Origin of the sequence: Sulfurimonas sp. C5 (assembly GCF_029872055.1) — a bacterium.
Classification (GTDB): domain Bacteria; phylum Campylobacterota; class Campylobacteria; order Campylobacterales; family Sulfurimonadaceae; genus Sulfurimonas.
On the sequence record NZ_JARXNQ010000001.1, the window covers coordinates 207,738 to 231,859 of the forward strand.

Consider the following 24,122-nt stretch of genomic DNA (forward strand, 5'->3'; position numbering starts at 1 on the left):
AATGAAAATAGCAATTATGGGTGCAATGCCTGAAGAGGTAGCTCCAATATTAGAAAAACTAGGTTCTTATACGACAACTGAGTATGCTGGAAATAAGTATTATGAAGCAACTTATAAAGGTGTTGATGTAGTGGTAGCTTATTCTAAGATTGGGAAAGTATTTTCTACTTTAACTGCAACTACCATGATTGAACACTTTGGGTGTGAAAAACTACTCTTTAGCGGGGTGGCAGGTGCGGTAAATCCAGAACTAAAAGTTGGTGATTTAGTTGTAGCTACAAAGCTTTCACAGCATGACCTTGATATTAGTGCTTTTGGTCATCCTTTTGGCTATGTTCCTGAAGGTGCCGTATATGTTGAAGCGGATCAAGAACTAATTAATATCAGTAAAACAGTAGCTCAGAGTTTAGGTAAAATTGTTCGCGAAGGTATTATTGCAACAGGTGATCAGTTTGTGGCAAATGAAGAGCGTAAAAACTGGATTGGTGAAACTTTCAATGCAGATGCTTTAGAAATGGAAGGAGGAAGCGTTGCAGTTGTATGTAATGCTTTAAATGTACCATTTTTTATCCTTCGTGCCATTAGTGATGCCGCTGATATGGATGCGAGTTTTTCATTTGATGAATTCTTAGAAACAAGTGCTATAGAATCTGCAGAATTTGTTATGACAATGTTGGACGAGATTGTTAAATAATGGGTATTAAACTATCTAAAAAAATTATGTCGAAACTCGGTAAGACAAATGCAGAATTTGGACTTATAGAAGAGGGTGATAAGATCCTTGTAGGCCTGAGTGGCGGAAAAGATTCTTTAACGCTTGTTCATGCTTTAAAAGAGCAACAGCGTCGTGCACCTTTTAAATTTGAATTTATTGCCGTTACAGTAACTTACGGTATGGGTGAAAACTACTCAAACCTTATTGCTCATTGTAAAGAGTATGATATCCCACATTTTTTACAAGAGACAGAAACTTACGAGCTTGCCAAAGAGAAGATTAGAAAAAACTCTTCATTTTGTAGCTTCTTTTCCCGTATGAGAAGAGGATATCTTTATAGTGTAGCCAAAGAACATGGATGTAACAAAGTAGCTCTTGGACACCATTTAGACGATGCTGCTGAGAGTTTTTTCATGAATTTTATTTATAACGGTCAATTACGTTCTTTAGCACCGAAATACACAGCTGAAAATGGTTTAGTTGTAATCCGTCCACTTATTCAGATGCGTGAGCGTCAATTACGTGCTTTTGTCGTAGATAATGAAATTGAAGCTATTGGTGATGAAGCGTGTCCTGCAATGCGTTTTGATGTAAAAATGCCGTATGCCAGAGCAAACACAAAAGATATGTTGGCAAAGATGGAACAAGAACATCCACAACTTTTTACTTCATTGAATGCAGCTTTTAAAAATATAAGTTTCGATAGTTTTTTTCTAACTGAGAAAGAGGAAAAAGAAGTAGGTTTTTAAAACCTAATTAAAAAAAAGGACTTTTAAAAGTTCTTTAGAGAGTATTTCTAAAGAAAGAAAACTTCTAAGAAGTTTTTCTCTTTAGAAAAGCAACTTCCTTAGAAGTCACCTTTAGCAGCACGTGCTGGAACCATTTCCATAGCTTCTTTTACTTTTAATGCAGCTTCTAACATATCTTTTGGAAGTGTTTTACCACCATGAATAGCTAATGTCATATCCATACTTACTAAGTATGCATCACCGTTTCCATATGAAACATACATAATTCTACATGGCATGAAACCACCATAATATCTTGAATAGTTAAGGAATACTTTTGCAGTAGTTAAGTTACATAAAGAATAGATTCTTGCTTCTTTAACTTCATCTGGTGCAGCATCTTCTTTTGTATACATTTTTACATAACCAGTAAGTCTCATATTGTACTCTTCAGTAAGTGCTTCAATAGATTCTTTAACTTCATCACCAGTGATACCTTCATCAACTTTCCACTCAAGCATCATAGCTTTTGCAGGATCACCATCTTCTACAACTTTTGTAAACATTTTATCGTAAGCAGGCATAGCTCCATCATCTAGACCCCATTGACCTGTAACTGCAGTCCAACCCATATGCATTGTTGAACAACCTGACATAAATAATGACAAACCAGCTGCTAATAAAGCTGCTTTTAGACTTTTTTTCATAAATACCCCTATCTTGTAGTTTTGGAAATTAGAGGTTATATTTTACTGAGATATTATAAAAGTAGTTTTAAAAATATCACAAAGTTTTTACATTTTACTCTTATGTGTATATAACTACGGTATGAGCGAGTTTGTCATGGAGAGATTGATTTCTTTTTGTAAACATTATCATAAGAAAACCTAATCCAAATAGAAGTGTTGAAGGGATGTAGCCAAGTGATCTAGTGATAGCTTGTTTATTTGAAATTTCATCTAATGTATCTGCATCAACAATTTTGATATTTACAATTTTTTTTCCCGGTGTAGCACCTTTGAACTTTTCCCAAAATATTATTGTAACAACAAGTACAGAGATTTCAAAAATTGTTTCCCAAAAAAAAGATGTAGTGGGTTGATTGTCTAGTGCATGAGGATTACCGCTCATTGCCATTTGAAGATTTTGTTGATATGTGGTAAAGTCAAACCACTCACCGCCGCTGATTATATAAATAACAACGGCTAAGGGGAGGGCAAGAAAGAAAGTGTCTAAGAGGGAAGCAACAAAACGTATGCCGAAACCTGCGTATTTTACTTCATTCATAGTCAAAAATTATATATGGTAGTTTGGTGCTTCTTGTGTAATAATAACGTCGTGAACGTGAGACTCTTTAAGACCGGCAGATGTAATTTCAACAAACTCTGCTTTATCCCAGAATGCTACAATACTTTCACTTCCGCAATAACCCATAGATGAACGTAAACCACCCATCATTTGGTGAACGATACCGGCAATGCTTCCTCTAAACGGAACACGACCTTCAATACCTTCTGGAACTAGTTTGTCAGCTGCAGTTCCCTCTTGGAAATATCTGTCGTTTGAACCTTTTTGCATTGCACCGATACTTCCCATACCACGGTATGATTTATATTGACGCCCTTGGAACATGATAGTTTCACCCGGTGATTCTTCAGTACCTGCAAGTAATGAACCGGCCATGATACAGCTTGCACCTACTGCTAAAGCTTTTGCAATATCACCAGAGTATTTAATACCACCGTCAGCAATAACAGGGACACCGTGTTTTCTAGCTGCTGCTGCACACTCATCAATTGCAGAAATTTGAGGTACACCAACACCTGCAACGATACGAGTAGTACAAATTGAACCAGGCCCGATACCAACTTTAACACCGTCAGCACCAGCTTCAATTAACGCTTCAGTAGCTTCAGCAGTTGCAATATTTCCTGCAATTACGTCTACTGCTAATGTTGCTTTAATCTCTTTTACAGTATCTAAGATACCTTTAGAGTGACCGTGAGCAGAATCTAGAACTAGTACATCTGCACCAGCTTCAACAAGTGCTTTAGCACGATCAAGTTGTCCAACACCGATAGCGGCACCAACAACTAAACGACCAAAATCATCTTTGTTTGAATTTGGGTATTCAATACGTTTTTTGATATCTTTAATTGTTACAAGACCTTTTAAGAAACCGCCATCATCAATAATAGGAAGTTTTTCAATCTTATTTTGGTGCATAATATCAGCAGCATCATCAAGAGAGATACCTTGTTTAGCAGTGATTAGTGGCATAGATGTCATAACATCAGATACGATTTTTTTCATATCTTTTTCAAATCTCATATCACGGTTAGTAAGAATTCCTAAAAGTTTGTTATGACCGTCTACAACTGGAACACCAGAAATTTTGAATTCGTTCATTAGAGATTCAGCTTCACCAAGTGTTGCATCAGGATGAACATAGATAGGGTCTATAATAATTCCGCTTTCAGATTTTTTTACTTTTCTTACTTGTTGGCATTGTGATTCAATATCCATGTTTTTATGGATAATACCGATACCACCTAGTCTTGCCATTGCGATAGCAGCACGGTATTCTGTAACTGTATCCATTGCAGCAGAAACCATAGGGATTTTTAAAGTGATGTTACGTGTTAATTTTGTTTCTAATGAAACTTCTTTTGGAAGAACTTCAGAATATTGTGGTACTAAAAGTACATCTTCAAATGTGAGTGCGCGTTTACGAATTCTCATGGTTTTCCTTTTGCAGAGTTAAAATGGTTATCGATTATTTAATTTTTGCATTATACCTCTTTTGTTGTTAAAAAGAGGTAAAAGGAGATTACTTTTTCTTTCTAAAAAGGTGATAATTTTCAGCTTCAAGCATATCTTCAATGTATCCTACGACACATTTTGAACATTCTGTCCATATTCCTGAAGGAAGACGAATTTCAAGTTTTTTCTTTTCACGAAGTTTGATGATCTTTTTCGCCGAAAGTACTTTTGTTACAGGTGAGAAGTCAACATCAGTCAGATCAACGTCATTTTTGTAAAAACAAGTTTGTTTTTTAAAGTTTCCCCAACCAGGTACACCATCTTCAGTATATGGTACTTCATAACCGTTTTTAAATTTTACCATCATTTTATAGTACGAATCTTCAAAAACAGAAGTTACTTTTCCCGGACCAAATACAAGACCGTAAACTTTATCTTTTACTTTTACTTTATCAAAATATGCCATAGCCGTTTCCTTTATTTATAGTCAACTTCTTTTTCTAGACTTAATGCACCGTCAAACAGAGTTTGTTCGTTATAAGGTTTTGCAATAAGTTGTAAACCGACAGGCATCCCTTCGCCATTTTTCATAATCGGTAGAGAAAGGGCAGGAAGACCTGCAAGGTTTACACTGATTGTGTAGATATCACTTAAGTACATCTCCATAGGATTTGCAAGTTCACCGAACTTTGGAGCAACAGTAGGTGCTACCGGTGAAAGAATAAGATCAACATCTTCAAAAATTCTTTCATATTCCTCTTTTATCAGGTGTCTTGTCTTTTGTGCTTTTACATAATAAGCTTCATAATATCCGCTACTTAATACAAAGTTTCCAAGTAAGATTCTTCTTTTTACTTCATCACCGAAACCTTGGCTTCTTGTTTGAATAAACGTATCTTCAAGGTTTTTACCGTCAACTCTGTTACCGTAACGGATACCGTCATAACGAGCAAGGTTTGTAGTAGCTTCTGCAGTTGCCGTGATATAGTAAGCTGAAATGTCGTATTTCGCATCCATAAGCTCACGTTCAACGATCTCATGTCCTGCCGCTTTCAACGATTCAATTGCAAGTTTGTAGGCATTTTTAATATCTGCACTTGCATTTTCAATGTATTTTGGAAGTACTGCAACTTTTAATTTTCTTGTCGGATTTAAGTTTGGTACTACTTTGTCATCCATTTTAGCATTTGTAGAGTCTTTCTCGTCACTTCCACTGATGATATCGTAAAGGATAGCAGCATCTTCAACGTTTTGTGTCATAGGACCGATTTGATCAAGACTTGAAGCATATGCACCTAGACCATAACGGCTTACTCTTCCATATGTCGGTTTCATACCAACAATTCCACAATATGCAGCAGGCTGACGGATAGAACCACCCGTATCAGAACCTAATGCTGCGATCGCAAGGCCAGCACCAACTGCAGCTGCACTTCCGCCTGAACTACCACCAGGAACTCTGTCAGATGCATGAGGATTTAGTGTTTTACCATAGAAACTTGATTCAGTTGTAGAACCCATAGCAAACTCGTCCATATTTGTTCTACCAAAAGGCGAAAGACCAGCGTCTAACATCTTGTTGATAACAGTTGCATTATATGGTGCTATATAGCCTTGAAGGATATTTGAAGCTGAAGTTACAGACCAGTCTTTTACTTGAATGTTGTCTTTAATTGCAATCGGAATACCTTCGCCGAAATCTTTTACGTCGATGTAAGCATTAATATCTGAGTTTGCTTCAATTTTTGTTTTTAATTCTTCTTTAAAATTTGCTAATTCTTCTTTTGAGAGTTGTAGGGCTTCTTTTAATGTAATCATTAAATTTCCTATGATCGTAAAATTGTTTTGAGTATTATATCTAAATGTGTTTATTTTTTCTTTAGAACGGTTTCTTGTAGGAGATATTCATACCAGCTTCTCAGATAGAAGAGATATTAAACAGTTCTCTAAGAATATAAGCGGTTGCATATGCTAATGTCGCTGCAGCACCACCTGTAATTAGTGTACGCAATCCTGAAAAGAAAGAGGGTTTTGTCCGTGTAATATTTTTATACATACCGATTAAAAAGAACATGATACCCGCAAGTAAAGCACTGAATATAAATTGTTCTTGTATTGCTAAAAATGGGAGCAAGTAGGGTAGAAGAGGAAAAGTTCCGACAAAAACAAATGCTATAAATGTCACAGATGCAGATCTCCATGGTGAAGGAGAAGTCTTAGCAATTCCATGCTCTTCTGCAAGCATAACATCAAGCCAAACATTTTCATTTTTACTAATTGTGTCAACAATATTTTCAAGTACCTCGTTTTCAAATCCTTTTGCCTTGAAAATCTGTCTAATCTCCTCTTTTTCCCCATCTGGAATCTCTTTTATATGCATCTTTTCAGAAGTTTTAATAGCCTCATGATATTCTTGTTCAGCTTTGATTGATTCATAATTACTTGTAGCCATACTAAAACCATCTGCAAAAAGATTGGCAAATCCAAGAATGATGGCTACAGAAGATGGGAAACCGGCACCGACAGAACCCGAAACTACGGCAAATGTAGTTATACATCCATCTATACCTCCCAGTACGGCATCGGAAACATTGTGTTTTCTTTGTTGAGTGGATAAACGTTTGCGAATCATTTCCGGATGATGCTGTTTTACAAGTTCTTCTTTGTCTACTGTCATTTTCTGTCCTAAAGATTCTATGAAATTATTTAGGTGGATAAACAAAATATCTCATATTTATGTTTTGTAACTCTCCATTATAGCCAATAAAAATAGTTTGTTCTTCAGTAGAAACTGATTTGACGTTTTCTAAGAAGTAATGCTGCATTATATTTGAAACATCTTGAGTTTTATCACAGTATGCAATCCATATAAAGCCTACTTTTTTTAGTAGAGGTACCTCTTTTCTACTTCGCATAATATTGCGTAACTCAGTTTCGATTTTTTTTGGCTCAATTTCATTTGTAAAATGTGAGATCTCAATAACAGCTTCCAATGCATCGTCATCAACAATTTTTTTCCAGCGATCATGAGGAAATTTTTCCGCAAATATGTAGTTTTCGTATATTTTCTTTTTTGAAATAGCATACGAGACACTCTTGATATAGTTAGAGGCATCTTTTTGCAGAAGTGTAATTGTTTTGTCATCGTATGAATGGGCAGATAAACCGTTTGGATCGAAGAAGTTTAAAGAGTTCAGATATTCTAGAATTTGTTTCTCATTAACACGCCCCTTTTCATGTACGATTTTAACAGGATAGTCTTTTATGAAGTAAAGTTCAGGACTGAGTTTGAGAGTGTTTTGAAGTAAAGAAATGATGTCATTCATAGGCTTGTAACTTTTGTTTTTGAATATTATAAAGTGTAAAACATTTGGGTGGCTTAAGTTAGTGATATAATTGCGCATAAAAAAATAAGGTTAAGTGTAAGTGGAAAACTTTTTATTGATATTTTTAGCTATGTTTATCGGCTATTTTTTCAAAATAACAAAGATTTTTGAAGAAGAAATGGCAGCAGGATTAAATAAATTTGTACTTTATATATCACTGCCTGCTCTTATTCTTTTACAGATATCCAAGCTAACATTTTCTTTTGAGGTTTTAATTCCGGTCATTATCTCGTGGAGTGTGATGATCGCATCTGCATTAATTGTACTCGGATTCGCAAAAATTATGGAGTTTTCAAAAGAGATAACAGGGATGTTGATGTTAGTAGCGGTACTTACAAACAGCTCCTTTCTAGGACTTCCGATTATTCAATCCTATTATGGTATAGAAGCTACACCCTACATTATGATTTACGATCAGTTAGGTGTGTTTTTGGCTTTGGCTACATACGGGACTTTCATTACTGCATATTATAGTGCAACAAGCAAGGTGACACCTTCAATCATAGTGTATAAAATAGTCACTTTTCCACCGTTAATAGCACTCATCATTGCACTGTTTTTAAACGGTGTTAAATTTCCTTTTGAGATAGAATCGGTTCTGCATACCTTATCGGCTACAGTTGTCCCTTTAGCACTAGTTGCAGTTGGTTTGCAGCTACAGTTTAAACTGCCGAGTCATGAACTGAAACCGCTAAGTGTTGCATTGTCTGTAAAGCTTATTATCGCACCATTGATCGCAGTGCTGATTTGTTATGTATTTGCTTGGGAGACTTTGGCGGCAAAAGTATCTATTTTAGAAGCGGCAATGGCTCCTATGATCACAGCAGGAGCAATGGCTTCAATGGCTGGACTTGCACCGAGACTTAGCTCGGCTGCAATTGGGTACGGAGTAATCGCTTCGTTTGTTACGAGTTACGTTTTTTATCTTTTTCTATAGCCTGCATCGGTGAAGAGGAAGGGTAGAGAACCTTTCCTGAAGGAACAACTAATGAGGATGTTCTTAAATGATCATCTTGATCATCAAAAAAGATATGTGCCTTGAAAGATCTTAATATATTGCTTTTTTCAACTCCACCGAGAAAAAAAGCTTCATCTACATATACTCCCCAGTGTCTCAGAGTTTTGATAACCCTGAGATCCGCAGGACTATTTCTGGCTGTAACAATGGCAATACGTACGGGAGAATATTCCACTTTCATAGGAAGTCTTTCCTGAAGTTTTGAGAGTTTTTTCAAAAAGTTTGCAAAAGGTCCTTCACTCATTGGGATGTTTTGTGAGTTGTTTTCATTCTCATGAAAAGCTTTGATCCCTTTTTCTTTATAGACTAATTCGCTAGATTCGTCAAACAGTACCGCATCACCGTCAAAAGCTATACGTACCTGATCTTCAGGAATATCACATTTGTATTTTGGCGGAATGGAGAGTACTGCAGATGCACATGCACCCGAGTCAATCACTTTTTGTGCATCGGCTTCGTTTGTCGTTAGGAATAGATCAACATCAAAAGCTTCCAAATAGTCTGCACTTGATTCACCTGCAGTAAAAGCTGAACGAGTAACATTTAGACCTATTTGTCTGATCGTATTTAATACTCTGATTCCTGTTTCAGGAGAGTTTCTTGACATAACAACTACTTCAACGAGAGGAGCTTCATTCTCTTTTTGGTATCTGTTAAGATTCAGAAGTGCTTTGACAAGTGGAAAACCAATTCCCTCATTCAAAGGAATCTCTTCATTTTCAAGCATATACTCCCGGTATTTTTCTATGGCGTGATTAGGATCTCTTTTATATTCTTCTTGAAAGAGTTGATCAGATTCGGAAAGATCAAATAAGGCTGTTGCAGAGATGCCTATAACGAGGGTTTCTTTTAAATCTAAAGGCATAGTCTATTCTCCATAATGTGTCCACATTCTTAAAACTCTTACCACTTTTTCCGGCTCTTTTACTTCATAGATTATTCTATGGTGGTGATTGATACGGCGGGAAAAGGTATTATGCAGATTTCCGATCAGCTTTTCAAAAGAGGGGTGTTTTTGAAACGGATCTATTTTGAGAATCTCAATGAGTTTTTTTGTTTTATCGGCAAGGTTTGCACCTGTAAGTTTTTTAGCATCTTTAAGTGCATGGTGTGAGAAAAGGATTTTATAGTTTACCATTCGATCTCTTCACTAAAAGAACTGTCATCCAACTCTTTTATTTCATGTATCGAACTTATAAGTTCTGGTATGGAATTGAGGTAATGTAATTCTCGTAAAACATTAAAGTGTTCATCGAGGTTTTTATCAAGGTCTATATCTGAAATCGATTCATTGAAAGTATTGAGCGTTTCTAACATTTCCATACCTGTTTAGATAGATGAATTAATAGTTTAGAAGTATTATATGGAGAGTTGCTTGAATTAAAATAAATTTTTTTATTCCCAAATATAAAAACTTGATAATTTGTTCATAATTTTGAGTTCAATATATTTACTGCAAGGGGATTGATGAACACCATAGCATACATGGAGCGGTAGAAGATGCTCCTCTCTTGGATGGCAATATCTTGCATAAGGTGCTTTCGTTTCCCATTTGACCAGTTTGCAAGTTCGTTCGGTTTTTGTAAGCTCTTTGTTTGAACAGGTATCAACCAGCCACTCTTCAAACTGTTCGTTCATCATGATTGTTTCAGGAGTATCTTTCATAAAAAAAGCTTTGAGATTATGAAAGGAAAAGCCTGAACCTACGATCAGCAGATTTTCATACTTTATATTGGCAAGAGCTGCCCCTATTTTTATGTGATCTTCTGGATCAAGGCTGTTGAGTAAAGAGATTTGTACACAAGGGATATCTGCTTCAGGGTACATGATTTTTAATGGGATAAATAATCCGTGATCAAATCCCCGTTCACTATTAAGTTCAGTTTCCAAACCTGTTTTTTGTAATACTTTGTCAACCTCTGCAGCTAAAGCAGGCTCTCCGGAGCATGGGTATTTGATATCGTAAGATTCTTGAGGAAAACCGTAATAGTCATAAATAAGTGAGGGTTTTTTGGCTGAAGTTATGCTAATGAGTTCATCTTCCCAATGGGCACTGATAAGTAAAATAGCTGATGGTTTTTCTATCTTTGAAGCTAACTCTCCCAGCTTCTCAACCATCTCTAAATGCCCTTCATCACCGAGTAAAGGCAAAGGACCGCCACCATGAGATATAAACAATGTACGATGTTTCTGAGTTTCCATAAGTGTTTCCTTTGAATACTAATTACTGGATAACTAAAACTTATTTTTACTAAGAAACATTATAGATCAAAATTTCAAAATACCAAAATATAGTTAAATTGTCAGTTCCATTTTGTAATCATCCATTACATATCCATTGCCTATATCTGCACATACTTCAGCTGTTATTTGAAAATTCATTTTTTTATATGCAGAAATTGTGTCTAAATTGTTTTTATTTACGGTGAGAGTGATTTTGTTCAGTTCAAAAGAGCGGGACAATTGTTTTAAAAAACCGATACTTATTCTTCCAAAACCGTTGTTTCTGTATGGCAGTAAAATATAAAATTTACTTAAGAAGAGTTCTTGGTCTTCTATATTGCTTCCAATGTATCCTATAGGTGTAGTATCTTTGATAATTAGAAAGTATTCATACCCTTTCTTTTTGATCTCATCAGAGATAGTATCTGTTGAGTGAAAAGTTTTTAACATATACTCAACTTGCTCTGCACCGATAATTGGAGTGTAGTGCTCTGGCCATATTGTATTTGCTAATTGGGTCACTGTATCAATTTGTTGTGCTGTTGTTACTTGTTCAAAACTTATTTTTATCATGACCTTACCGTCTCCAAGCCTTTGTCGATCCAACCCCAGTTGATCCCACCGTCTAATTCATACACATTAGTATAGCCAAGTTTTGCACCCATGATTTCACCGACTGTTTTTGTTCTGTTGGCATGGGCACATACTAAAATAAAGGGCTGTTCTTTATCTGTTACAACTTTGCTAAACAGCTCTAAGAACTCTTCAAGATCAAATAACCCAAGATCATTAAAAAACGTAATCTTGTGACTACCTTCAATGACACCGAAAGTTTCCCACTCGTCGGCTCTTCGTATGTCGATGACGGTAAAACCTTCCTCTCTTTTTTCCTGAAACTCTTTTGTTGAAAGAGATTTAAACGGTCCAAAATTTAACATATACATCCTTTTACAGATTATTTGAAAGTATATATGCATAAAGTGTACTAAAGGATAAAAAAAAGGAAATTATGTTTGAAAAAGTTATTAATGAGAATAAAAAAAAGATAGAGAAGAAAAAGTCTAGTTTTAAGAGTTTCTAGACTTTTTCCCAAGTTTTACAAGTACGATGCCTACTGCTACTATAGCAAAGACAACGCCGATTGTAGAGAGGATAAAACTCATCTCTACAGGTTGCGTCATATCAGGCATTACGCTACTACCTCAGAACATCTAGCACAAGTGCAGTCCTCTTTTTCAGCTTGGAATTTCCAACATCTAGGACATTTATGTGCAGTTGCTTTTGCGATCGTGAACGTATCGTCACCAACTTTGAAAGTGCCAAGCGCTTCTTCTTCAGGTTTGTCCTCAAAGATTCCACTTACAACGAACCAGTCTTCAGCATCTGTCGTTTTCATCTCTAGTACAGTTTTTGATTCTGTATAAAGGATAAGTTCTAGAGTAGATTTGATCACTTTTTCTTTTTTCAGTGCATCTACAACTGAACCAAAACCTTCTCTTGCTTTTTCCATATATGCAGCATCAAACGGTGCTTCAACTGTTGGAAGTGTTTCATATTTAAGATCAAAAATGTCCTCAGCATCACCTTTGATAATAGCAGGTGCATTTTCTACGATCTCATCAGCTGTATAAGTTAAAATCGGTGCAACAAGAAGCAGCATCGCTTTTGTGATCATAGCCATTGCGCTTTGGCTCGCACGACGGCGAAGTGCATTTTTATCGTTACAGTAAAGGTTGTCTTTAGTCATATCGATATACATACCGCTTAACTCGTTTACGATAAAGTTGTTAAGTGTATTCATACCGTTAACGAAGTTGTAAGAACTGAACAGTTTATGCACTTCATCAAACTTCTCTTTTGCAACAGAAAGAATCCATTTGTCTAGATCACCCATCTCATCAACATTTACCAATTCTTCTAAGTCATTAATGTTTGCAAGCATGATTCTAAACGTATTTCTTAGTTTACGGTAGTTTTCAGATGTTTGTTTTAAGATACCGTCAGAGATTTTAAGATCCCCTTGGTAGTCTGAAGATGCTACCCATAAACGTAATATCTCAGAACCGTATTCTTTGAGTACTTTCTCAGGAGCGATAACGTTCCCTTTAGACTTAGACATCTTCTCGCCTTTTTCATCAACCGTAAAACCATGAGTCAGTACACCTTTATATGGTGCTGCATGTGTGATCGCAGTTGAAAGGAAAAGTGAAGATTGGAACCAACCGCGGTGTTGGTCACTTCCCTCTACGTAAAGATCAGCAGGGTACGAACCAGCATCATAGTTACGAGATTTTAAAACAGAGAACCAAGTTGAACCAGAGTCAAACCATACATCTAAGATGTCAGTTACTTTTTCTAACTCTTCAGCTTTATAACCGCTTCCAGGGTAAAGAAGCTGTTCAATCGGCATTGAATACCAAGCATCACTTCCTTGCATCTCAAAGATCATAGCTACAAAGTTCATTACTTTTTCATCAAGTAGAACTTCACCTGTAGCTTTTACTCTGAAGAATGCGATTGGCACACCCCAGTCACGTTGACGAGAGATACACCAGTCAGGACGGTTCTCAACCATTGAATTTAATCTTTTTCTTCCTGTCTCAGGGATGAATTTAGTTTTTTCAACTTCAGCAAGTGCAATCTCTCTAAGAGTTCTCTCTTCACCTGCAGGCGTTCCGTCAACTGAGATGAACCACTGTTTTGTAGCACGGAAAATAAGCGGAGTATGACTTCTCCAGCAGTGTGGATAAGAGTGCTTGAATTTAGACACTTTTAACACTGCATCACCCATAAGTTCGATGATGTCATCATTTGATTTGAAAATGTGACGCCCTAAGAAATCTTCTGCATTAGGGATCAGTTTTTCTCTTACGATAGTTTGATCGTAACAACCAGTCTCATCAACAGGCATAATTACATCTAGATCATATACAAGTCCAACACGGTAGTCATCTTCACCATGTCCAGGAGCCGTATGAACACAACCAGTACCGTTGTCAACTAATACATGCTCACCAAGAACGATACGAGACTCTCTACCATTTAAAGGGTTGATTGCTACTAGATTTTCAAATAGTGTTGCATCAAACTCTTTTGCAATTGTTCCGCTGATAACTTCATTTTCAACATTTGCTTCAAACAGCTCTTTAGCAACTATGTAACCATCTGTTGTCAGAACATATTTCTCGTTTGGATTTAAAGAGATACCTGTGTTTGCAGGAATTGTCCATGGTGTCGTTGTCCAGATTACAGGAGCAGCTTTACCAGTGATGCCAAGTTTCGCTTTTGCATCATCATTCAGCTCGAAAGCGATAAAAATTGAATGAGACTCTTTGTCCTCATACTCAACTTCTGCTTCAGCAAGTGCAGTTCTCTCAGCCCAAGACCAATAAACCGGCTTACTACGCTCAATTAAAAGACCTTTGTTTGCTACTTCACAAAGTGCTCTATAGATGTTCGCTTCAAATTTATAATCCATTGTTACATAAGGATTGTCCCAATCAGCGATGATACCAAGTTGTTTAAACTCACCACGTTGTACGTCAACAAATTGAGCAGCGTGCTCACGGCACAGTTTACGGATCTCAGCAGTCTCTAACTGTTCTTTTTTTTGTTTACCGCCAAGTTTTTTCTCAACTTGTTGCTCAATCGGTAGACCGTGACAGTCCCAGCCCGGAGTAAAACGAACAGATTTACCGTTGAAATAGTTGTGTTTAATAATGATATCTTTTAAAACTTTATTGAGTGCGTGACCAATATGGATATGTCCATTTGCATAAGGAGGTCCATCATGAAGTGTAAAATCTTCCGCATCTTTACGGTTTGTTTTCATCTTCTGATAAACATTTTTATCTTCCCAAGATTTGTATCTCAGGGGCTCATTGTTTGTAAGGTTACCACGCATCGCAAACGACGTATTTGGTAAAAGTAGTGTGTCTTTATAGTCCATATTTGCCTCATATGTTTTATTAAAAGTGCGCGGATTATATCTTTTTTGCGTTTAAAAGCGTATAAAATGATATAATAAGCAGATTTTAGACTATAAAAAGGGTAGTGAAACGATGAGATTGCATGTGATGTTTGTCGGGAATAAGTTTATATATAATGAAGTGTTGCAAGAGTATGTTTTAAGACAAATTACCAAAACATGTGATCGTCCTCAAACAATAAGTTTTTTTCAAGACGGTGATAACACGCTATTTTTAGAGATTGAAAAACAATTAAATGATCCGCAGCAACTTATTATAATCACTACCAAACAAAACTTCTCTACAATAGGAAAACTAATCTCTACGGCTACTAATGATGTTCAAGTATTAAAAGAAGGCTCTTTAATGCCGCAAAAAGCACTCGTATATGAAGATGGAAGTTATCTTATAGAACACGGTGAAACACTTGTTAATGTTATGCAGGTGGACGAAGGTGTAAATATCCCTTCTATATTAATGAAAAGTGAGATTACAAATGCAACTATACATGTATTTGATGAAGACAGAGAAACACTCATATCTTTACTTAATCCGATCGCACAAACATATGAAGTGACTTTTGACGTCACTACTCTTATAGAAGGATGGCAGCAAGTAGATATATGTTCTAAGTTATATGGTGATATATCTAACTTTATAAGCGCTTCAAAAAAACTGCTTTCAAATCAACTGATTCCTTCATCGAATGTTTTGGAATACATTATAGAAACACTCACAGCGCAAAATAAAAAGATAACGTTTGCCGAGAGTTGTACGGGTGGACTGCTGAGTTATTATCTTACTAAAAACAATGGAGCTTCTAATATTTTAGAAGGTTCATTAATTACATATTCAAACGCTTTAAAAGATAACTGGTTAGCTGTTAGTAATGATACATTAGAGCAACACGGTGCTGTCAGTGCCGAAGTTGTAAGTGAGATGAGTGATGGTGCGTTAGCTGTAAGCCATGCAGATTTTGCCATAGCTGTAAGTGGTATTGCAGGTGATACAGGAGGGACAGAACTAAAACCAGTAGGAACTGTATATATAGGAGTAAGAAGCAAAACAGCCCATGTGGAAGAGCATTGTCACTTCAGCGGAGATAGAAACTTTGTACAAAACCAAAGTGCTCTTTATGCAATTAAAATGCTCTTACTTTTAGATAAAGAAACTTTTTTTTAAAAATTTTCGAAAAACTCTTGACATATGATTTGGATTTGTCTATAATTCCAGCCTCTTAAATGAGAGAAACAAAATGTCTCGTTAGCTCAGCTGGTAGAGCACGTCACTTTTAATGATGTGGCCGATGGTTCGAATCCATCACGGGACACCATTTTTAAACTAAATGCGGTGGTAGTTCAGTTGGTTAGAATACCTGCCTGTCACGCAGGGGGTCGCGAGTTCGAGTCTCGTCCACCGCGCCATTTGGTTGAAAAAGGGCGCTTAGCTCAGTTGGTAGAGCGCTACCCTTACAAGGTAGATGTCACTGGTTCGAGTCCAGTAGTGCCCACCATTAACAATAACCCTTTGTTAACATAAGTGACCCTTTCGTCTAGTGGCCAAGGACACTATCACTTCATGGTAGTAACAGAGGTTCAAATCCTTTAGGGGTCGCCAATTTCGGTGTTTTTAATTTCCCATTTAATGGGCGCTTAGCTCAGTTGGTAGAGCGCTACCCTTACAAGGTAGATGTCACTGGTTCGAGTCCAGTAGTGCCCACCATTTCTTTTTTCGGTTGCGGTGGTAGTTCAGTTGGTTAGAATACCTGCCTGTCACGCAGGGGGTCGCGAGTTCGAGTCTCGTCCACCGCGCCATCTTTTTCTTAAAATAAACACAATCTTATCAAACAACTTTAGTAATCATATCAATTAATTTATTTTATAAGTTATTTTCTTGCACATTAACTACATTCAAGGTATTATAATTACTTAAAATTATATTTGATAGGTAATGAATATATGAAAATAACAACATTAAAAAATGCCTTCCGTATATCTATTTTAGCCATTACAGTCAGTTTATTCGTATTGTTTTATCTGTTCTCTTCATATGTATATAAAAATATCACCATTACCGAAATCCAAAAAGTTTCCGAATCTTTGTCCAAACAAGTTTTTAACTCTATGTACCAGGTTATGAGAAAAGGTTGGAGCAGGGAAGATCTGCAAGTTTTTTTAACAGAAACACAAAACTCTTTTGAAAACAGTAACTATTCAGTAGAGGTGTATAGGGGTAAAAAGGTTGAAGCGCTTTTTGGAAGCATTGAACAAGGGGAAATGAACAAGAACATTCAAAAGGTTTTTCAGACAAAAGAGAAGATTCTGACTACACAAAATGATACCACTAAAATTATTACACCTATTATTGCTAAGCAAGAATGTATGCAGTGTCATATCAATACCCAAGAGGGAGATGTACTTGGTGTAGTTTCTGTAGAATATGATTTTTCTGAAATTATTGCTAATAGCAAAAGCAAGCACTTATTATTTTTCATTTTTATATTGCCGTTTATGTTCTTAGTAGTTTACATTATTTCAAAACTATTTTTAAACAAGATCAATATCTCATTGGATGCCTTTCAAAAAAAGATACAAAATATTAACAGTGTTAAAGACTTTAAAAACCTTACAATAAAGAAAGAGAAAAATACATACAAAGAGTTTGACCAAATACTCGAAGGGCTTGATATATTAAGCAACAAACTTAAAGATATCGCCGTAGATAAAGATATACTTGAGTTTGAAGTAAAACTGCTTGATAAAATGGTTATCACTTCAGAAATCATTCGTGACTGGAAAGAGTACATTAAAGACCTTTTACATGAGATCAATTTCGTTCTTCCTGTATATTGTTTGATTACAATCTTTAAAACGGAAGAAGATCAGTATGAAGTGGAAGTGTTCTGGTATGGTAAACCGGATAAAAAACTGATGAAACACCTTGATGAACTTTCAAAAGAGATGATCAAAGAGTATCATCATTTAGAGCATAACGGTGCGAAAGTAAGTCATAATTTCAGTGATGAGAACCTTTGTTTAACACAATTGGCAATTGATGATATTGAGCATGAAGCAAAATCTTTACTTTTAGAATCACCGAAAATCGGTGGAATTGTAGGACTTGGAATTCAGGCACGAATGGAAAAAGATTCAATTCACTCTATTGTAATTGATTCAATTTTAACGACACTGTTAAACCTAGTCGGCTCAATTAAGGCAATTAATAAGTATACAGAGCATTTAGAATTTTATGCAACGAGAGATCCTTTAACTGGACTATTCACTCAAAGGGTATTTAGAGATCTTTTAGATTATGAAGTAAGAAGAGCTACAAGACATAAATATGAGTTTACTGTACTTGTAATTGATTGTGACAATTTTAAACCTATCAACGATACTTATGGGCACAGCTTTGGAGATGATTTCTTAAAAGCGTTTGCAAATCTACTAGAAGATTCAAAAAGAGATGAAGATATCTTATCAAGATACGGAGGGGATGAGTTTACCTTAATTTTACCGCAGTCTGATACGCAAGACAGTTTTACTGTAGCAAGCAGAATCCTGGAAAACGTGAATAATTTTGAATTAATAGCACCAGATGGTAAGCCGACAAGTATGACGGTTTCAGTCGGTCTGGCAACATACCCTGAACATGCAAAAACACCAAAAGAACTTTTTGATGTAGCCGATGCAATGATGTATAAAGCGAAGTATGAAGGTAAAAATGCTATTAGATATCCTAACAGTACAGACTTGGAAGAGATATATCAAAAAACACAAGACCAATCACTGATAGTACTTACTGCAATTAAAGAGAAAAAAATAATACCTCATTTTCAACCTATTATGAATGTGAAAACAGATGAGGTAGAGATTCATGAACTGCTAATGCGTATAGAAGTTGAAGATGAACTGATATCGGCAGGTCGATTTATAGAAACGGCAGAAGCTCTAGGTGTCGTGCATCAAATGGATTATATGGTTATTGAAGCAGCATTTGCAAAAATAAAAGAGATCAACTACACAGGTATATTATTTATAAATCTTTCTCCAAAGGCTCTTATTATTGGAGAGTTTATTAATAAAATAGTTACTTTAACTACCGAGTATGAAATAGATCGCAGTAAGATTGTATTTGAGATCACGGAAAGAGAAACTGTAAAAAGTTTTAGCTTGTTAGAAAAGTTTGTTCAGAACTTAAAAATCGAAGGATTCCGTTTTGCAATTGATGATTTCGGTTCAGGTTTTTCAACATTTCATTATATAAAAAGATTTCCTATCGATTATATTAAAATAGACGGTGATTTTATTATCAATATTCATCAAGATAAAAAAGATCTTGCTTTTGTGAAGTCTATTATCTCCCTTGCCAAAGAGTTAGAAGTTGAGACAATTGCAGAGTATGTTGAGAATGAAGATATATTGAAGTTTTTAAAAGAGATAGAGATTGATTATGCTCAGGGGTATCATATAGGAAAACCTTCTAAAGATTTAACTAATAGATAAAATTTTGATCATTTTTCATGATCTATAAAATAGAATATAAGAGATTTCTTGTGTTTAAAGATTAGTTTAAATAATAATTACATACAATCTATAACTACCATTTATATTAATGGAAAGGAAGTATGTATGTTCTCTCTAAAAACTTTCAAAGCAAAACTTATCGCTATGGCTGGAATATCTATTGTTTCCTTCGCTATTTTAGGTGTTTTTTTCTATTACTCTTTCAGTGAAGCAAAGATCTTAAACACCATTAAATATGAAGTGAAAAATATAGAAACACAAATATTGCAGTTGCGACGCAATGAGAAAGATTTCTTAAGTAGAAATGATTTGGCATACTTTGAAAAATATCAAAAAAATTTTAAAAAACTTTCACTCTATATAGACTCCTTATTCGGACAATTTAAAGATGTAAATATTGAATCTGGCGAACTAGATAAACTTAATGGTATTGTTAAAGAATATGCAAATAGTTTTACCGGTGTTGTTGAAGTACAGAAAAAAATAGGGCTGAATCCAAAAGACGGGCTTTATGGCTCTTTGCGAAACAGTGTTCATCAGTTGGAGTCGCTACTAAAAAAAGACAAGAACTATAAACTAAGTGCTGATATGCTTATGCTGCGCCGTGCAGAAAAAGATTTTATGCTTAGAAAAGATCTAAAATATGTAGGAAAATTTGATGCATCCATGAAGGTTTTCTTAGCAGATTTACAAGATGAAAAAATTTCTGATAAAGCTTTGGCTCTAAAGTTATTAGAAGCGTATAAAAGAGATTTTTATAATTATGTTACAGGTGAAAAGCAGATAGGTCTTACTTCTCATGACGGTGCTCTTGGTAAAATGAGAGATACTGTACACCAAACTGACACATATCTAAAAGAGCTTATTGATAGAGTAGATGCAATTATTGTAGCAAAAGAATCACAAGTTAATATGATGTCTGTGACATTATATATACTCTTATTTACCATAATGATTATTTTGACTTGGATGGTGACAAAAACAATCAATAAAAAAGTACAGGCTATTTCAAATTCTATTTTTGAGATGACAAATAAAAAGGACCTTTCTAAATTCTTAGCAGTTGAGGGTGCAGATGAACTGACAAAACTGGCCAAAGATCTTAACGATATGTTAAAAGCACTGCATACTCTTATTAATGATGCAAAGTCAAATTCTTTAGAAAACTCATCGATCTCACATGAACTATCAACGACTTCATTACAGGTTGGAAAAAATGTTGAAGAATCTGTAATGATAATTGAGCGTGCAACGAATCAAACAGAAGAGATTATTCAAAAAATTATGCTTGCTGTTGAAGATGCACAAAAATCTAAAGAGGAAATTTTAGAAGCCAATCATATGCTTAATGAAGCTAGTAATGAGATTGCACATCTGACTGAAAGTGTACACAACAATGCAACTTTAGAAACTGAACTTGCAAATACGATTGAAACTCTTGCAAGAGATATGGATCAAGTAAAAAGTGTGCTCAGTGTCATATCTGATATTGCCGATCAAACAAATTTATTAGCACTCAATGCTGCAATTGAAGCTGCACGTGCTGGGGAACATGGACGAGGTTTTGCCGTTGTTGCTGACGAGGTAAGAAAGCTTGCTGAAAGGACACAAAAAACATTAATTGAGATAGACAGTTCAATTAATATGATTGTTCAGGTAACAAATTCCGCAAGCGAACAAATGACACATAATTCTAAAGAGATGGAAAAATTAGCAAATATCTCTACAGATGTAAAAGATAAAATTGAACAGACAAATGAAATTGTAAATAAGGCTACACTCGTGAGTGAAAGAACTGTTGTGGAATTTGAAAATACAGGTAAGAATGTTAATGAAGTAGCTTCTATTATAGCTAATATTAACGGTATATCAACACAAAATGCAAGAAGTGTAGAAGAGATTGCCAAAGCTTCAGAACATCTCAATCAGATGACTGTATCATTGACACAAAAACTTGAACAGTTTAAGACTTAATGAGTCTTTTTAGTCCAAGAATCTAATTGTCACGTTGCTTTTTTCTTTATGAGTAAATCCTTTACATTCTGAGTAATGACTCTAGATGATACTCCTTTAGAAAGAAGCTTGGAAATTGGATATGGACAATTTAAAGGTTTTTCACCTAAAAGTATTATTTTTGGATTTACAAGTATATACTTTTGATAATATTTTAAAAAAGTCTCAACTCGCATTCTTGTAAGTTGATCTTCAACGACTAACACTTTTACACTATGTTTTAAGGCCCATTTTAAGGCTGATTTTTCATTGATAAATGCTTTTATTTCATAACTAGAACCAAGTTTCTTTAAAGCAGATTCATGATCCATGGCATCTTGAGCAGAAGATGTAAGCACCATTATATGTTCTTTATGAAGTGATGCTAAATAGTCATAGAGTTCAAAAAGTTTTTTAGTATCATCATTCGCTTTAGTATTATCCAGTAGATCTAAATAATATTTTAAATATGTTTTAGTATTTAATTCACCGTCGATGGATGATTGTTGAAAGTGTGATTTGATCGCTTTCGAATTTTTTGCTATATCCCAAAGTTGACTGTCTAGAAAAAAAGCTTGGGCATTTAAAATCTCAAGTATACTGGTTTTATGTTTCTGTGCCGCTTCATTAAATATTTCATAGAAATCTCCCCTGTATTCATCTTCAAATGTTTTTAAAAGTTCCATGTCATGTTTATAACGTTCATCTAATTCTGCCATCATATGAACAGTATCTACATAAGCACCGTTGAGGGATTTAAGCTCATTTTGCAGAAGATCAAACTCTTCCGTATTGATGTTATCTGAAAGCTCTTCTTTTTTTACTTTTAAGATACTGCCGACATGTTTCTCGTTGTTTTGAAGACGAGCCAACCTTTCCATCATGTCTTGAGCACCTCTTTTGATTTTCATATACTCATCTTGGCAGGCTAAAAATACCTCTTCATATGCTAAAGAAGGATATTTCGTTTTTCTCATAAAATCTTCATGAACTTTTCCCATGATTTTAAGATCTTCACTCAAACTTCTGATTTGTGGAGTAATGATATGTATATCTATTTCACTTAAGTTATTAAACATAGTCCATAAAAAACGCTTGATTATAAGATAGTCAAGTTTACCATTTACTTTTTTATATTTTTCTCTGGAATTTATATGGTCTTCGATAATATTGAAATAGTTTTGTACAGCTATTTTCAGATTTAGTGTGAGTGTAACACTCTCTTCTCGAGGCCCATATTCCTCTTCTAGGTCCTCTATACACTCGATCTCTGGATCATCTTGAAAATGTTCAGGTTCATCAGTCTCTTGATTTTCATCTGTTTCTTTTTCATGGTCTGATTCGTTTTCATTGTTATGAGATATAGTTTTTTCTTGAGATTCTACTTTCTTATTGGTAGTCTCTTGCTCAGGTTCATCTCTATTTTCATTTACATCTGTTTTATAGTCATCTTCATCATTTTGAGAAATAGGTTCCTCTTGAGCTTTTACTTCCACATCAACAGTTTGTTGAACAGGCGTGTCACTATCTTGATTATTGTCTATTTCTTCTATTTGTTCTGAATTGTTTTCATCGCTTTTAATAATAGTGTTTTCTTGAGATTCTTCTTGGCTTTTTGTACTTTGTTCTTCAGCTTCAGAGTTTGCTTCAGAAGATTCCTCTTCTAACTCTTCACCTTCCTGTTTTACGATAATATTCTTTACAGTTCCATCTGAGAGTTCAAAAAAAACTTCTAAACCCAATGTAGGCATGACATCAAAATCGTTCCATTCCATTACATTGAATTGAAGTTTTTCTTTCTGTGCAGTTATAATAATTCCCGTAGCCTCTGTAGCATTAAAGAAAAGTATTTTTCCAAGTTTTTTCATATGACCATTCTATCTTTATTATTCTTAAAATTAAACGTCAGCTGTTTTAGTGTTTAGTCAATTTTTTGATTTTTTTGAGTATATTGTTGTAGATATGAAATTTATTTAAAACTTTCTGTAAAAAGTATCTATGTACTACCTTTGTAATAGGAAATACAAGCAGAAGAATAATAAACATCATAAAGAGTAAAATTATGACGTTTGTTGTTCCGTTTGGATCATTACTGAAGAAGAGGTTTTGTGTGTTCATCCCAAAAAAACCTACGATCAAATTTAATGGTAAAAAGATTCCCGATAAAATAGTCAAGACATAAATATTGTTATTGATTTTATCGTTTTTCAGTGAGTTATAGTAATTATAAAGAGTATCGAGCTTGATTGTATGAAGATTTGCAAGTCTCTGATAGCGCTGCGTATGTTCTAAAATATTTGACATAATATCATCTGGAAAATCATCATTGTCACGATTTACTTCGACATACTCTTTTAAAACACTGTCAATTCTCTCCAACATTCTGTCAATACGTGTCAAATCCTTTTTGAGGTCAAACCAGAGATCCAAAAATATAGTAGGTATTTTACGGGAGTACAAAGCATCCTCAAGATTGTCAATCTCATCCAAATAACGTTTTACAAGTCTTTCTGCTTTTTTGGAACGTAATTCAATAGAGCGTAGCATCTCATGAAAAGTATTGTATACAGTAAATTTATTAGTAATACGATCATATTTGAAAATTTTATCTTCTTGAATAATGTAAGGGATAGAGACACCGTGTAATTCATCCTTTTCGATCTCAAAAAATCTTACAATTAATAGATCATAAGAATCAGTAGAAAAATAATATGACGGGTGTTCAGGGTTCTGAATATCTTGGAGATGCAGTGGATCGAGTTGCGAACTAATAGTTTCAAAGTCGATTACAGTAGCCACAAGA

General features: G+C 35.0%; 23 protein-coding genes and 6 tRNA genes. 12 read left to right on the top strand and 17 right to left on the bottom strand.

Annotated elements, in window-relative coordinates:
* Position 1: 1 nt before the first annotated feature.
* Positions 2-694: a 5'-methylthioadenosine/adenosylhomocysteine nucleosidase gene (locus P6N22_RS01060; protein WP_280329353.1), complete on the top strand. Its 693-nt coding sequence runs from the start codon at positions 2-4 to the stop codon at positions 692-694.
* A complete protein-coding gene (locus P6N22_RS01065) occupies positions 694-1,464 on the top strand; it encodes an ATP-binding protein (RefSeq protein WP_280329356.1) in 771 nt (256 codons plus the stop codon). The genes P6N22_RS01060 and P6N22_RS01065 overlap by 1 nt, the downstream gene beginning before the upstream one ends.
* A gap of 98 nt (positions 1,465-1,562) precedes the next feature.
* On the opposite strand, the gene P6N22_RS01070 is transcribed toward P6N22_RS01065, so the two are convergent.
* From P6N22_RS01070 to P6N22_RS01100, 7 genes are all read right to left on the bottom strand, one after another.
* Positions 1,563-2,150, bottom strand: coding sequence for a DUF302 domain-containing protein (locus P6N22_RS01070; RefSeq protein ID WP_280329357.1), 588 nt, complete (start codon positions 2,148-2,150; stop codon positions 1,563-1,565).
* Positions 2,151-2,250: 100 nt separating this feature from the next.
* Complete coding sequence (locus P6N22_RS01075) at positions 2,251-2,730, bottom strand: RDD family protein (RefSeq protein WP_280329359.1); 480 nt, start codon at positions 2,728-2,730, stop codon at positions 2,251-2,253.
* Positions 2,731-2,739: 9 nt separating this feature from the next.
* Positions 2,740-4,185: an IMP dehydrogenase gene (gene guaB, locus P6N22_RS01080; protein WP_280329360.1), complete on the bottom strand. Its 1,446-nt coding sequence runs from the start codon at positions 4,183-4,185 to the stop codon at positions 2,740-2,742.
* 88 nt (positions 4,186-4,273) lie between these two features.
* The gene (locus P6N22_RS01085) at positions 4,274-4,672 is read right to left on the bottom strand and encodes a hypothetical protein (RefSeq protein WP_280329362.1); all 399 of its coding nucleotides are present in this window, start codon (positions 4,670-4,672) and stop codon (positions 4,274-4,276) included.
* Positions 4,673-4,683: 11 nt separating this feature from the next.
* Positions 4,684-6,024 (bottom strand): Asp-tRNA(Asn)/Glu-tRNA(Gln) amidotransferase subunit GatA, encoded by a 1,341-nt coding sequence (gene gatA / locus P6N22_RS01090; RefSeq protein WP_280329364.1) that lies wholly within the window; start codon positions 6,022-6,024, stop codon positions 4,684-4,686.
* A 100-nt stretch (positions 6,025-6,124) separates the two neighbouring features.
* The gene (locus P6N22_RS01095; protein WP_280329366.1) at positions 6,125-6,883 is read right to left on the bottom strand and encodes a VIT1/CCC1 transporter family protein; all 759 of its coding nucleotides are present in this window, start codon (positions 6,881-6,883) and stop codon (positions 6,125-6,127) included.
* Positions 6,884-6,908: 25 nt separating this feature from the next.
* Positions 6,909-7,532, bottom strand: a complete 624-nt coding sequence (locus P6N22_RS01100; RefSeq protein ID WP_280329368.1) for a hypothetical protein — start codon at positions 7,530-7,532, stop codon at positions 6,909-6,911.
* Positions 7,533-7,632: 100 nt separating this feature from the next.
* Here P6N22_RS01100 and P6N22_RS01105 point away from each other — a divergent pair, with 100 nt between their 5' ends.
* A complete protein-coding gene (locus P6N22_RS01105) occupies positions 7,633-8,529 on the top strand; it encodes an AEC family transporter (RefSeq protein ID WP_280329370.1) in 897 nt (298 codons plus the stop codon).
* Here P6N22_RS01105 and P6N22_RS01110 read toward each other — a convergent pair.
* The 8 genes from P6N22_RS01110 to ileS form a co-directional block, all read right to left on the bottom strand.
* Complete coding sequence (locus P6N22_RS01110) at positions 8,498-9,475, bottom strand: 5'-nucleotidase (RefSeq protein WP_280329372.1); 978 nt, start codon at positions 9,473-9,475, stop codon at positions 8,498-8,500. The two genes, P6N22_RS01105 and P6N22_RS01110, sit on opposite strands and share 32 nt — an antisense overlap.
* 3 nt (positions 9,476-9,478) lie before the next feature.
* Complete coding sequence (locus tag P6N22_RS01115) at positions 9,479-9,748, bottom strand: Txe/YoeB family addiction module toxin (protein ID WP_280329374.1); 270 nt, start codon at positions 9,746-9,748, stop codon at positions 9,479-9,481.
* Positions 9,742-9,927 (bottom strand): hypothetical protein, encoded by a 186-nt coding sequence (locus P6N22_RS01120; protein WP_280329375.1) that lies wholly within the window; start codon positions 9,925-9,927, stop codon positions 9,742-9,744. The genes P6N22_RS01115 and P6N22_RS01120 overlap by 7 nt, the downstream gene beginning before the upstream one ends.
* A gap of 78 nt (positions 9,928-10,005) precedes the next feature.
* Positions 10,006-10,812 carry a class III extradiol ring-cleavage dioxygenase gene (locus tag P6N22_RS01125; protein WP_280329377.1) on the bottom strand — a complete coding sequence of 269 codons (807 nt, stop codon included), beginning with the start codon at positions 10,810-10,812 and terminating at the stop codon, positions 10,006-10,008.
* Between the two features lie 93 nt (positions 10,813-10,905).
* The gene (locus P6N22_RS01130) at positions 10,906-11,406 is read right to left on the bottom strand and encodes a GNAT family N-acetyltransferase (RefSeq protein ID WP_280329378.1); all 501 of its coding nucleotides are present in this window, start codon (positions 11,404-11,406) and stop codon (positions 10,906-10,908) included.
* Positions 11,403-11,771 carry a rhodanese-like domain-containing protein gene (locus P6N22_RS01135; RefSeq protein WP_280329380.1) on the bottom strand — a complete coding sequence of 123 codons (369 nt, stop codon included), beginning with the start codon at positions 11,769-11,771 and terminating at the stop codon, positions 11,403-11,405. The genes P6N22_RS01130 and P6N22_RS01135 overlap by 4 nt, the downstream gene beginning before the upstream one ends.
* 129 nt (positions 11,772-11,900) lie before the next feature.
* Complete coding sequence (locus tag P6N22_RS01140) at positions 11,901-12,023, bottom strand: hypothetical protein (RefSeq protein WP_280329383.1); 123 nt, start codon at positions 12,021-12,023, stop codon at positions 11,901-11,903.
* A complete protein-coding gene (gene ileS / locus P6N22_RS01145) occupies positions 12,023-14,782 on the bottom strand; it encodes an isoleucine--tRNA ligase (protein WP_280329385.1) in 2,760 nt (919 codons plus the stop codon). Before ileS ends, P6N22_RS01140 begins: the two co-directional genes overlap by 1 nt.
* Before the next feature lie 112 nt (positions 14,783-14,894).
* Between ileS and P6N22_RS01150 the strand changes: the two genes are divergently transcribed.
* The 9 genes from P6N22_RS01150 (at position 14,895) to P6N22_RS01190 (ending at position 21,301) form a co-directional block, all read left to right on the top strand.
* Complete coding sequence (locus P6N22_RS01150) at positions 14,895-15,983, top strand: CinA family protein (protein ID WP_280329387.1); 1,089 nt, start codon at positions 14,895-14,897, stop codon at positions 15,981-15,983.
* Positions 15,984-16,058: 75 nt separating this feature from the next.
* Positions 16,059-16,134, top strand: a tRNA-Lys gene (locus P6N22_RS01155).
* Positions 16,135-16,148: 14 nt separating this feature from the next.
* Positions 16,149-16,225 (top strand) — tRNA-Asp (locus P6N22_RS01160).
* A 13-nt stretch (positions 16,226-16,238) separates the two neighbouring features.
* Positions 16,239-16,314 (top strand) — tRNA-Val (locus P6N22_RS01165).
* A gap of 28 nt (positions 16,315-16,342) precedes the next feature.
* Positions 16,343-16,418: transfer RNA gene (locus P6N22_RS01170), tRNA-Glu, on the top strand.
* Positions 16,419-16,447: 29 nt separating this feature from the next.
* A tRNA-Val gene (locus tag P6N22_RS01175) sits at positions 16,448-16,523 on the top strand.
* A gap of 15 nt (positions 16,524-16,538) precedes the next feature.
* Positions 16,539-16,615, top strand: a tRNA-Asp gene (locus P6N22_RS01180).
* 144 nt (positions 16,616-16,759) lie between these two features.
* On the top strand, positions 16,760-19,306 hold the full coding sequence (locus P6N22_RS01185) for a bifunctional diguanylate cyclase/phosphodiesterase (RefSeq protein ID WP_280329389.1): 2,547 nt from the start codon (positions 16,760-16,762) through the stop codon (positions 19,304-19,306).
* 126 nt (positions 19,307-19,432) lie between these two features.
* The gene (locus P6N22_RS01190) at positions 19,433-21,301 is read left to right on the top strand and encodes a methyl-accepting chemotaxis protein (protein WP_280329391.1); all 1,869 of its coding nucleotides are present in this window, start codon (positions 19,433-19,435) and stop codon (positions 21,299-21,301) included.
* 29 nt (positions 21,302-21,330) lie between these two features.
* On the opposite strand, the gene P6N22_RS01195 is transcribed toward P6N22_RS01190, so the two are convergent.
* Both P6N22_RS01195 and P6N22_RS01200 read right to left on the bottom strand, forming a co-directional pair.
* Complete coding sequence (locus tag P6N22_RS01195; RefSeq protein WP_280329393.1) at positions 21,331-23,187, bottom strand: hypothetical protein; 1,857 nt, start codon at positions 23,185-23,187, stop codon at positions 21,331-21,333.
* A 46-nt stretch (positions 23,188-23,233) separates the two neighbouring features.
* A complete protein-coding gene (locus P6N22_RS01200) occupies positions 23,234-24,118 on the bottom strand; it encodes a CorA family divalent cation transporter (protein ID WP_280329395.1) in 885 nt (294 codons plus the stop codon).
* Between the last annotated feature and the right edge of the window lie 4 nt (positions 24,119-24,122).

Bases quoted from the DNA above. Each gene is read 5' to 3' on its own strand.
- guaB (WP_280329360.1), bottom strand. From the start codon at position 4,185: ATGAGAATTCGTAAACGCGCACTCACATTTGAAGATGTACTTTTAGTA.
- ileS (WP_280329385.1), bottom strand. From the start codon at position 14,782: ATGGACTATAAAGACACACTACTTTTACCAAATACGTCGTTTGCGATG.
- P6N22_RS01135 (WP_280329380.1), bottom strand. From the start codon at position 11,771: ATGTTAAATTTTGGACCGTTTAAATCTCTTTCAACAAAAGAGTTTCAG.
- P6N22_RS01085 (WP_280329362.1), bottom strand. From the start codon at position 4,672: ATGGCATATTTTGATAAAGTAAAAGTAAAAGATAAAGTTTACGGTCTT.
- P6N22_RS01110 (WP_280329372.1), bottom strand. From the start codon at position 9,475: ATGCCTTTAGATTTAAAAGAAACCCTCGTTATAGGCATCTCTGCAACA.
- P6N22_RS01075 (WP_280329359.1), bottom strand. From the start codon at position 2,730: ATGAATGAAGTAAAATACGCAGGTTTCGGCATACGTTTTGTTGCTTCC.
- P6N22_RS01130 (WP_280329378.1), bottom strand. From the start codon at position 11,406: ATGATAAAAATAAGTTTTGAACAAGTAACAACAGCACAACAAATTGAT.
- P6N22_RS01190 (WP_280329391.1), top strand. From the start codon at position 19,433: ATGTTCTCTCTAAAAACTTTCAAAGCAAAACTTATCGCTATGGCTGGA.
- P6N22_RS01140 (WP_280329383.1), bottom strand. From the start codon at position 12,023: ATGCCTGATATGACGCAACCTGTAGAGATGAGTTTTATCCTCTCTACA.
- P6N22_RS01150 (WP_280329387.1), top strand. From the start codon at position 14,895: ATGAGATTGCATGTGATGTTTGTCGGGAATAAGTTTATATATAATGAA.
- P6N22_RS01125 (WP_280329377.1), bottom strand. From the start codon at position 10,812: ATGGAAACTCAGAAACATCGTACATTGTTTATATCTCATGGTGGCGGT.
- P6N22_RS01095 (WP_280329366.1), bottom strand. From the start codon at position 6,883: ATGACAGTAGACAAAGAAGAACTTGTAAAACAGCATCATCCGGAAATG.
- P6N22_RS01195 (WP_280329393.1), bottom strand. From the start codon at position 23,187: ATGAAAAAACTTGGAAAAATACTTTTCTTTAATGCTACAGAGGCTACG.
- gatA (WP_280329364.1), bottom strand. From the start codon at position 6,024: ATGATTACATTAAAAGAAGCCCTACAACTCTCAAAAGAAGAATTAGCA.
- P6N22_RS01120 (WP_280329375.1), bottom strand. From the start codon at position 9,927: ATGTTAGAAACGCTCAATACTTTCAATGAATCGATTTCAGATATAGAC.
- P6N22_RS01065 (WP_280329356.1), top strand. From the start codon at position 694: ATGGGTATTAAACTATCTAAAAAAATTATGTCGAAACTCGGTAAGACA.
- P6N22_RS01185 (WP_280329389.1), top strand. From the start codon at position 16,760: ATGAAAATAACAACATTAAAAAATGCCTTCCGTATATCTATTTTAGCC.
- P6N22_RS01060 (WP_280329353.1), top strand. From the start codon at position 2: ATGAAAATAGCAATTATGGGTGCAATGCCTGAAGAGGTAGCTCCAATA.
- P6N22_RS01100 (WP_280329368.1), bottom strand. From the start codon at position 7,532: ATGAATGACATCATTTCTTTACTTCAAAACACTCTCAAACTCAGTCCT.
- P6N22_RS01115 (WP_280329374.1), bottom strand. From the start codon at position 9,748: ATGGTAAACTATAAAATCCTTTTCTCACACCATGCACTTAAAGATGCT.
- P6N22_RS01070 (WP_280329357.1), bottom strand. From the start codon at position 2,150: ATGAAAAAAAGTCTAAAAGCAGCTTTATTAGCAGCTGGTTTGTCATTA.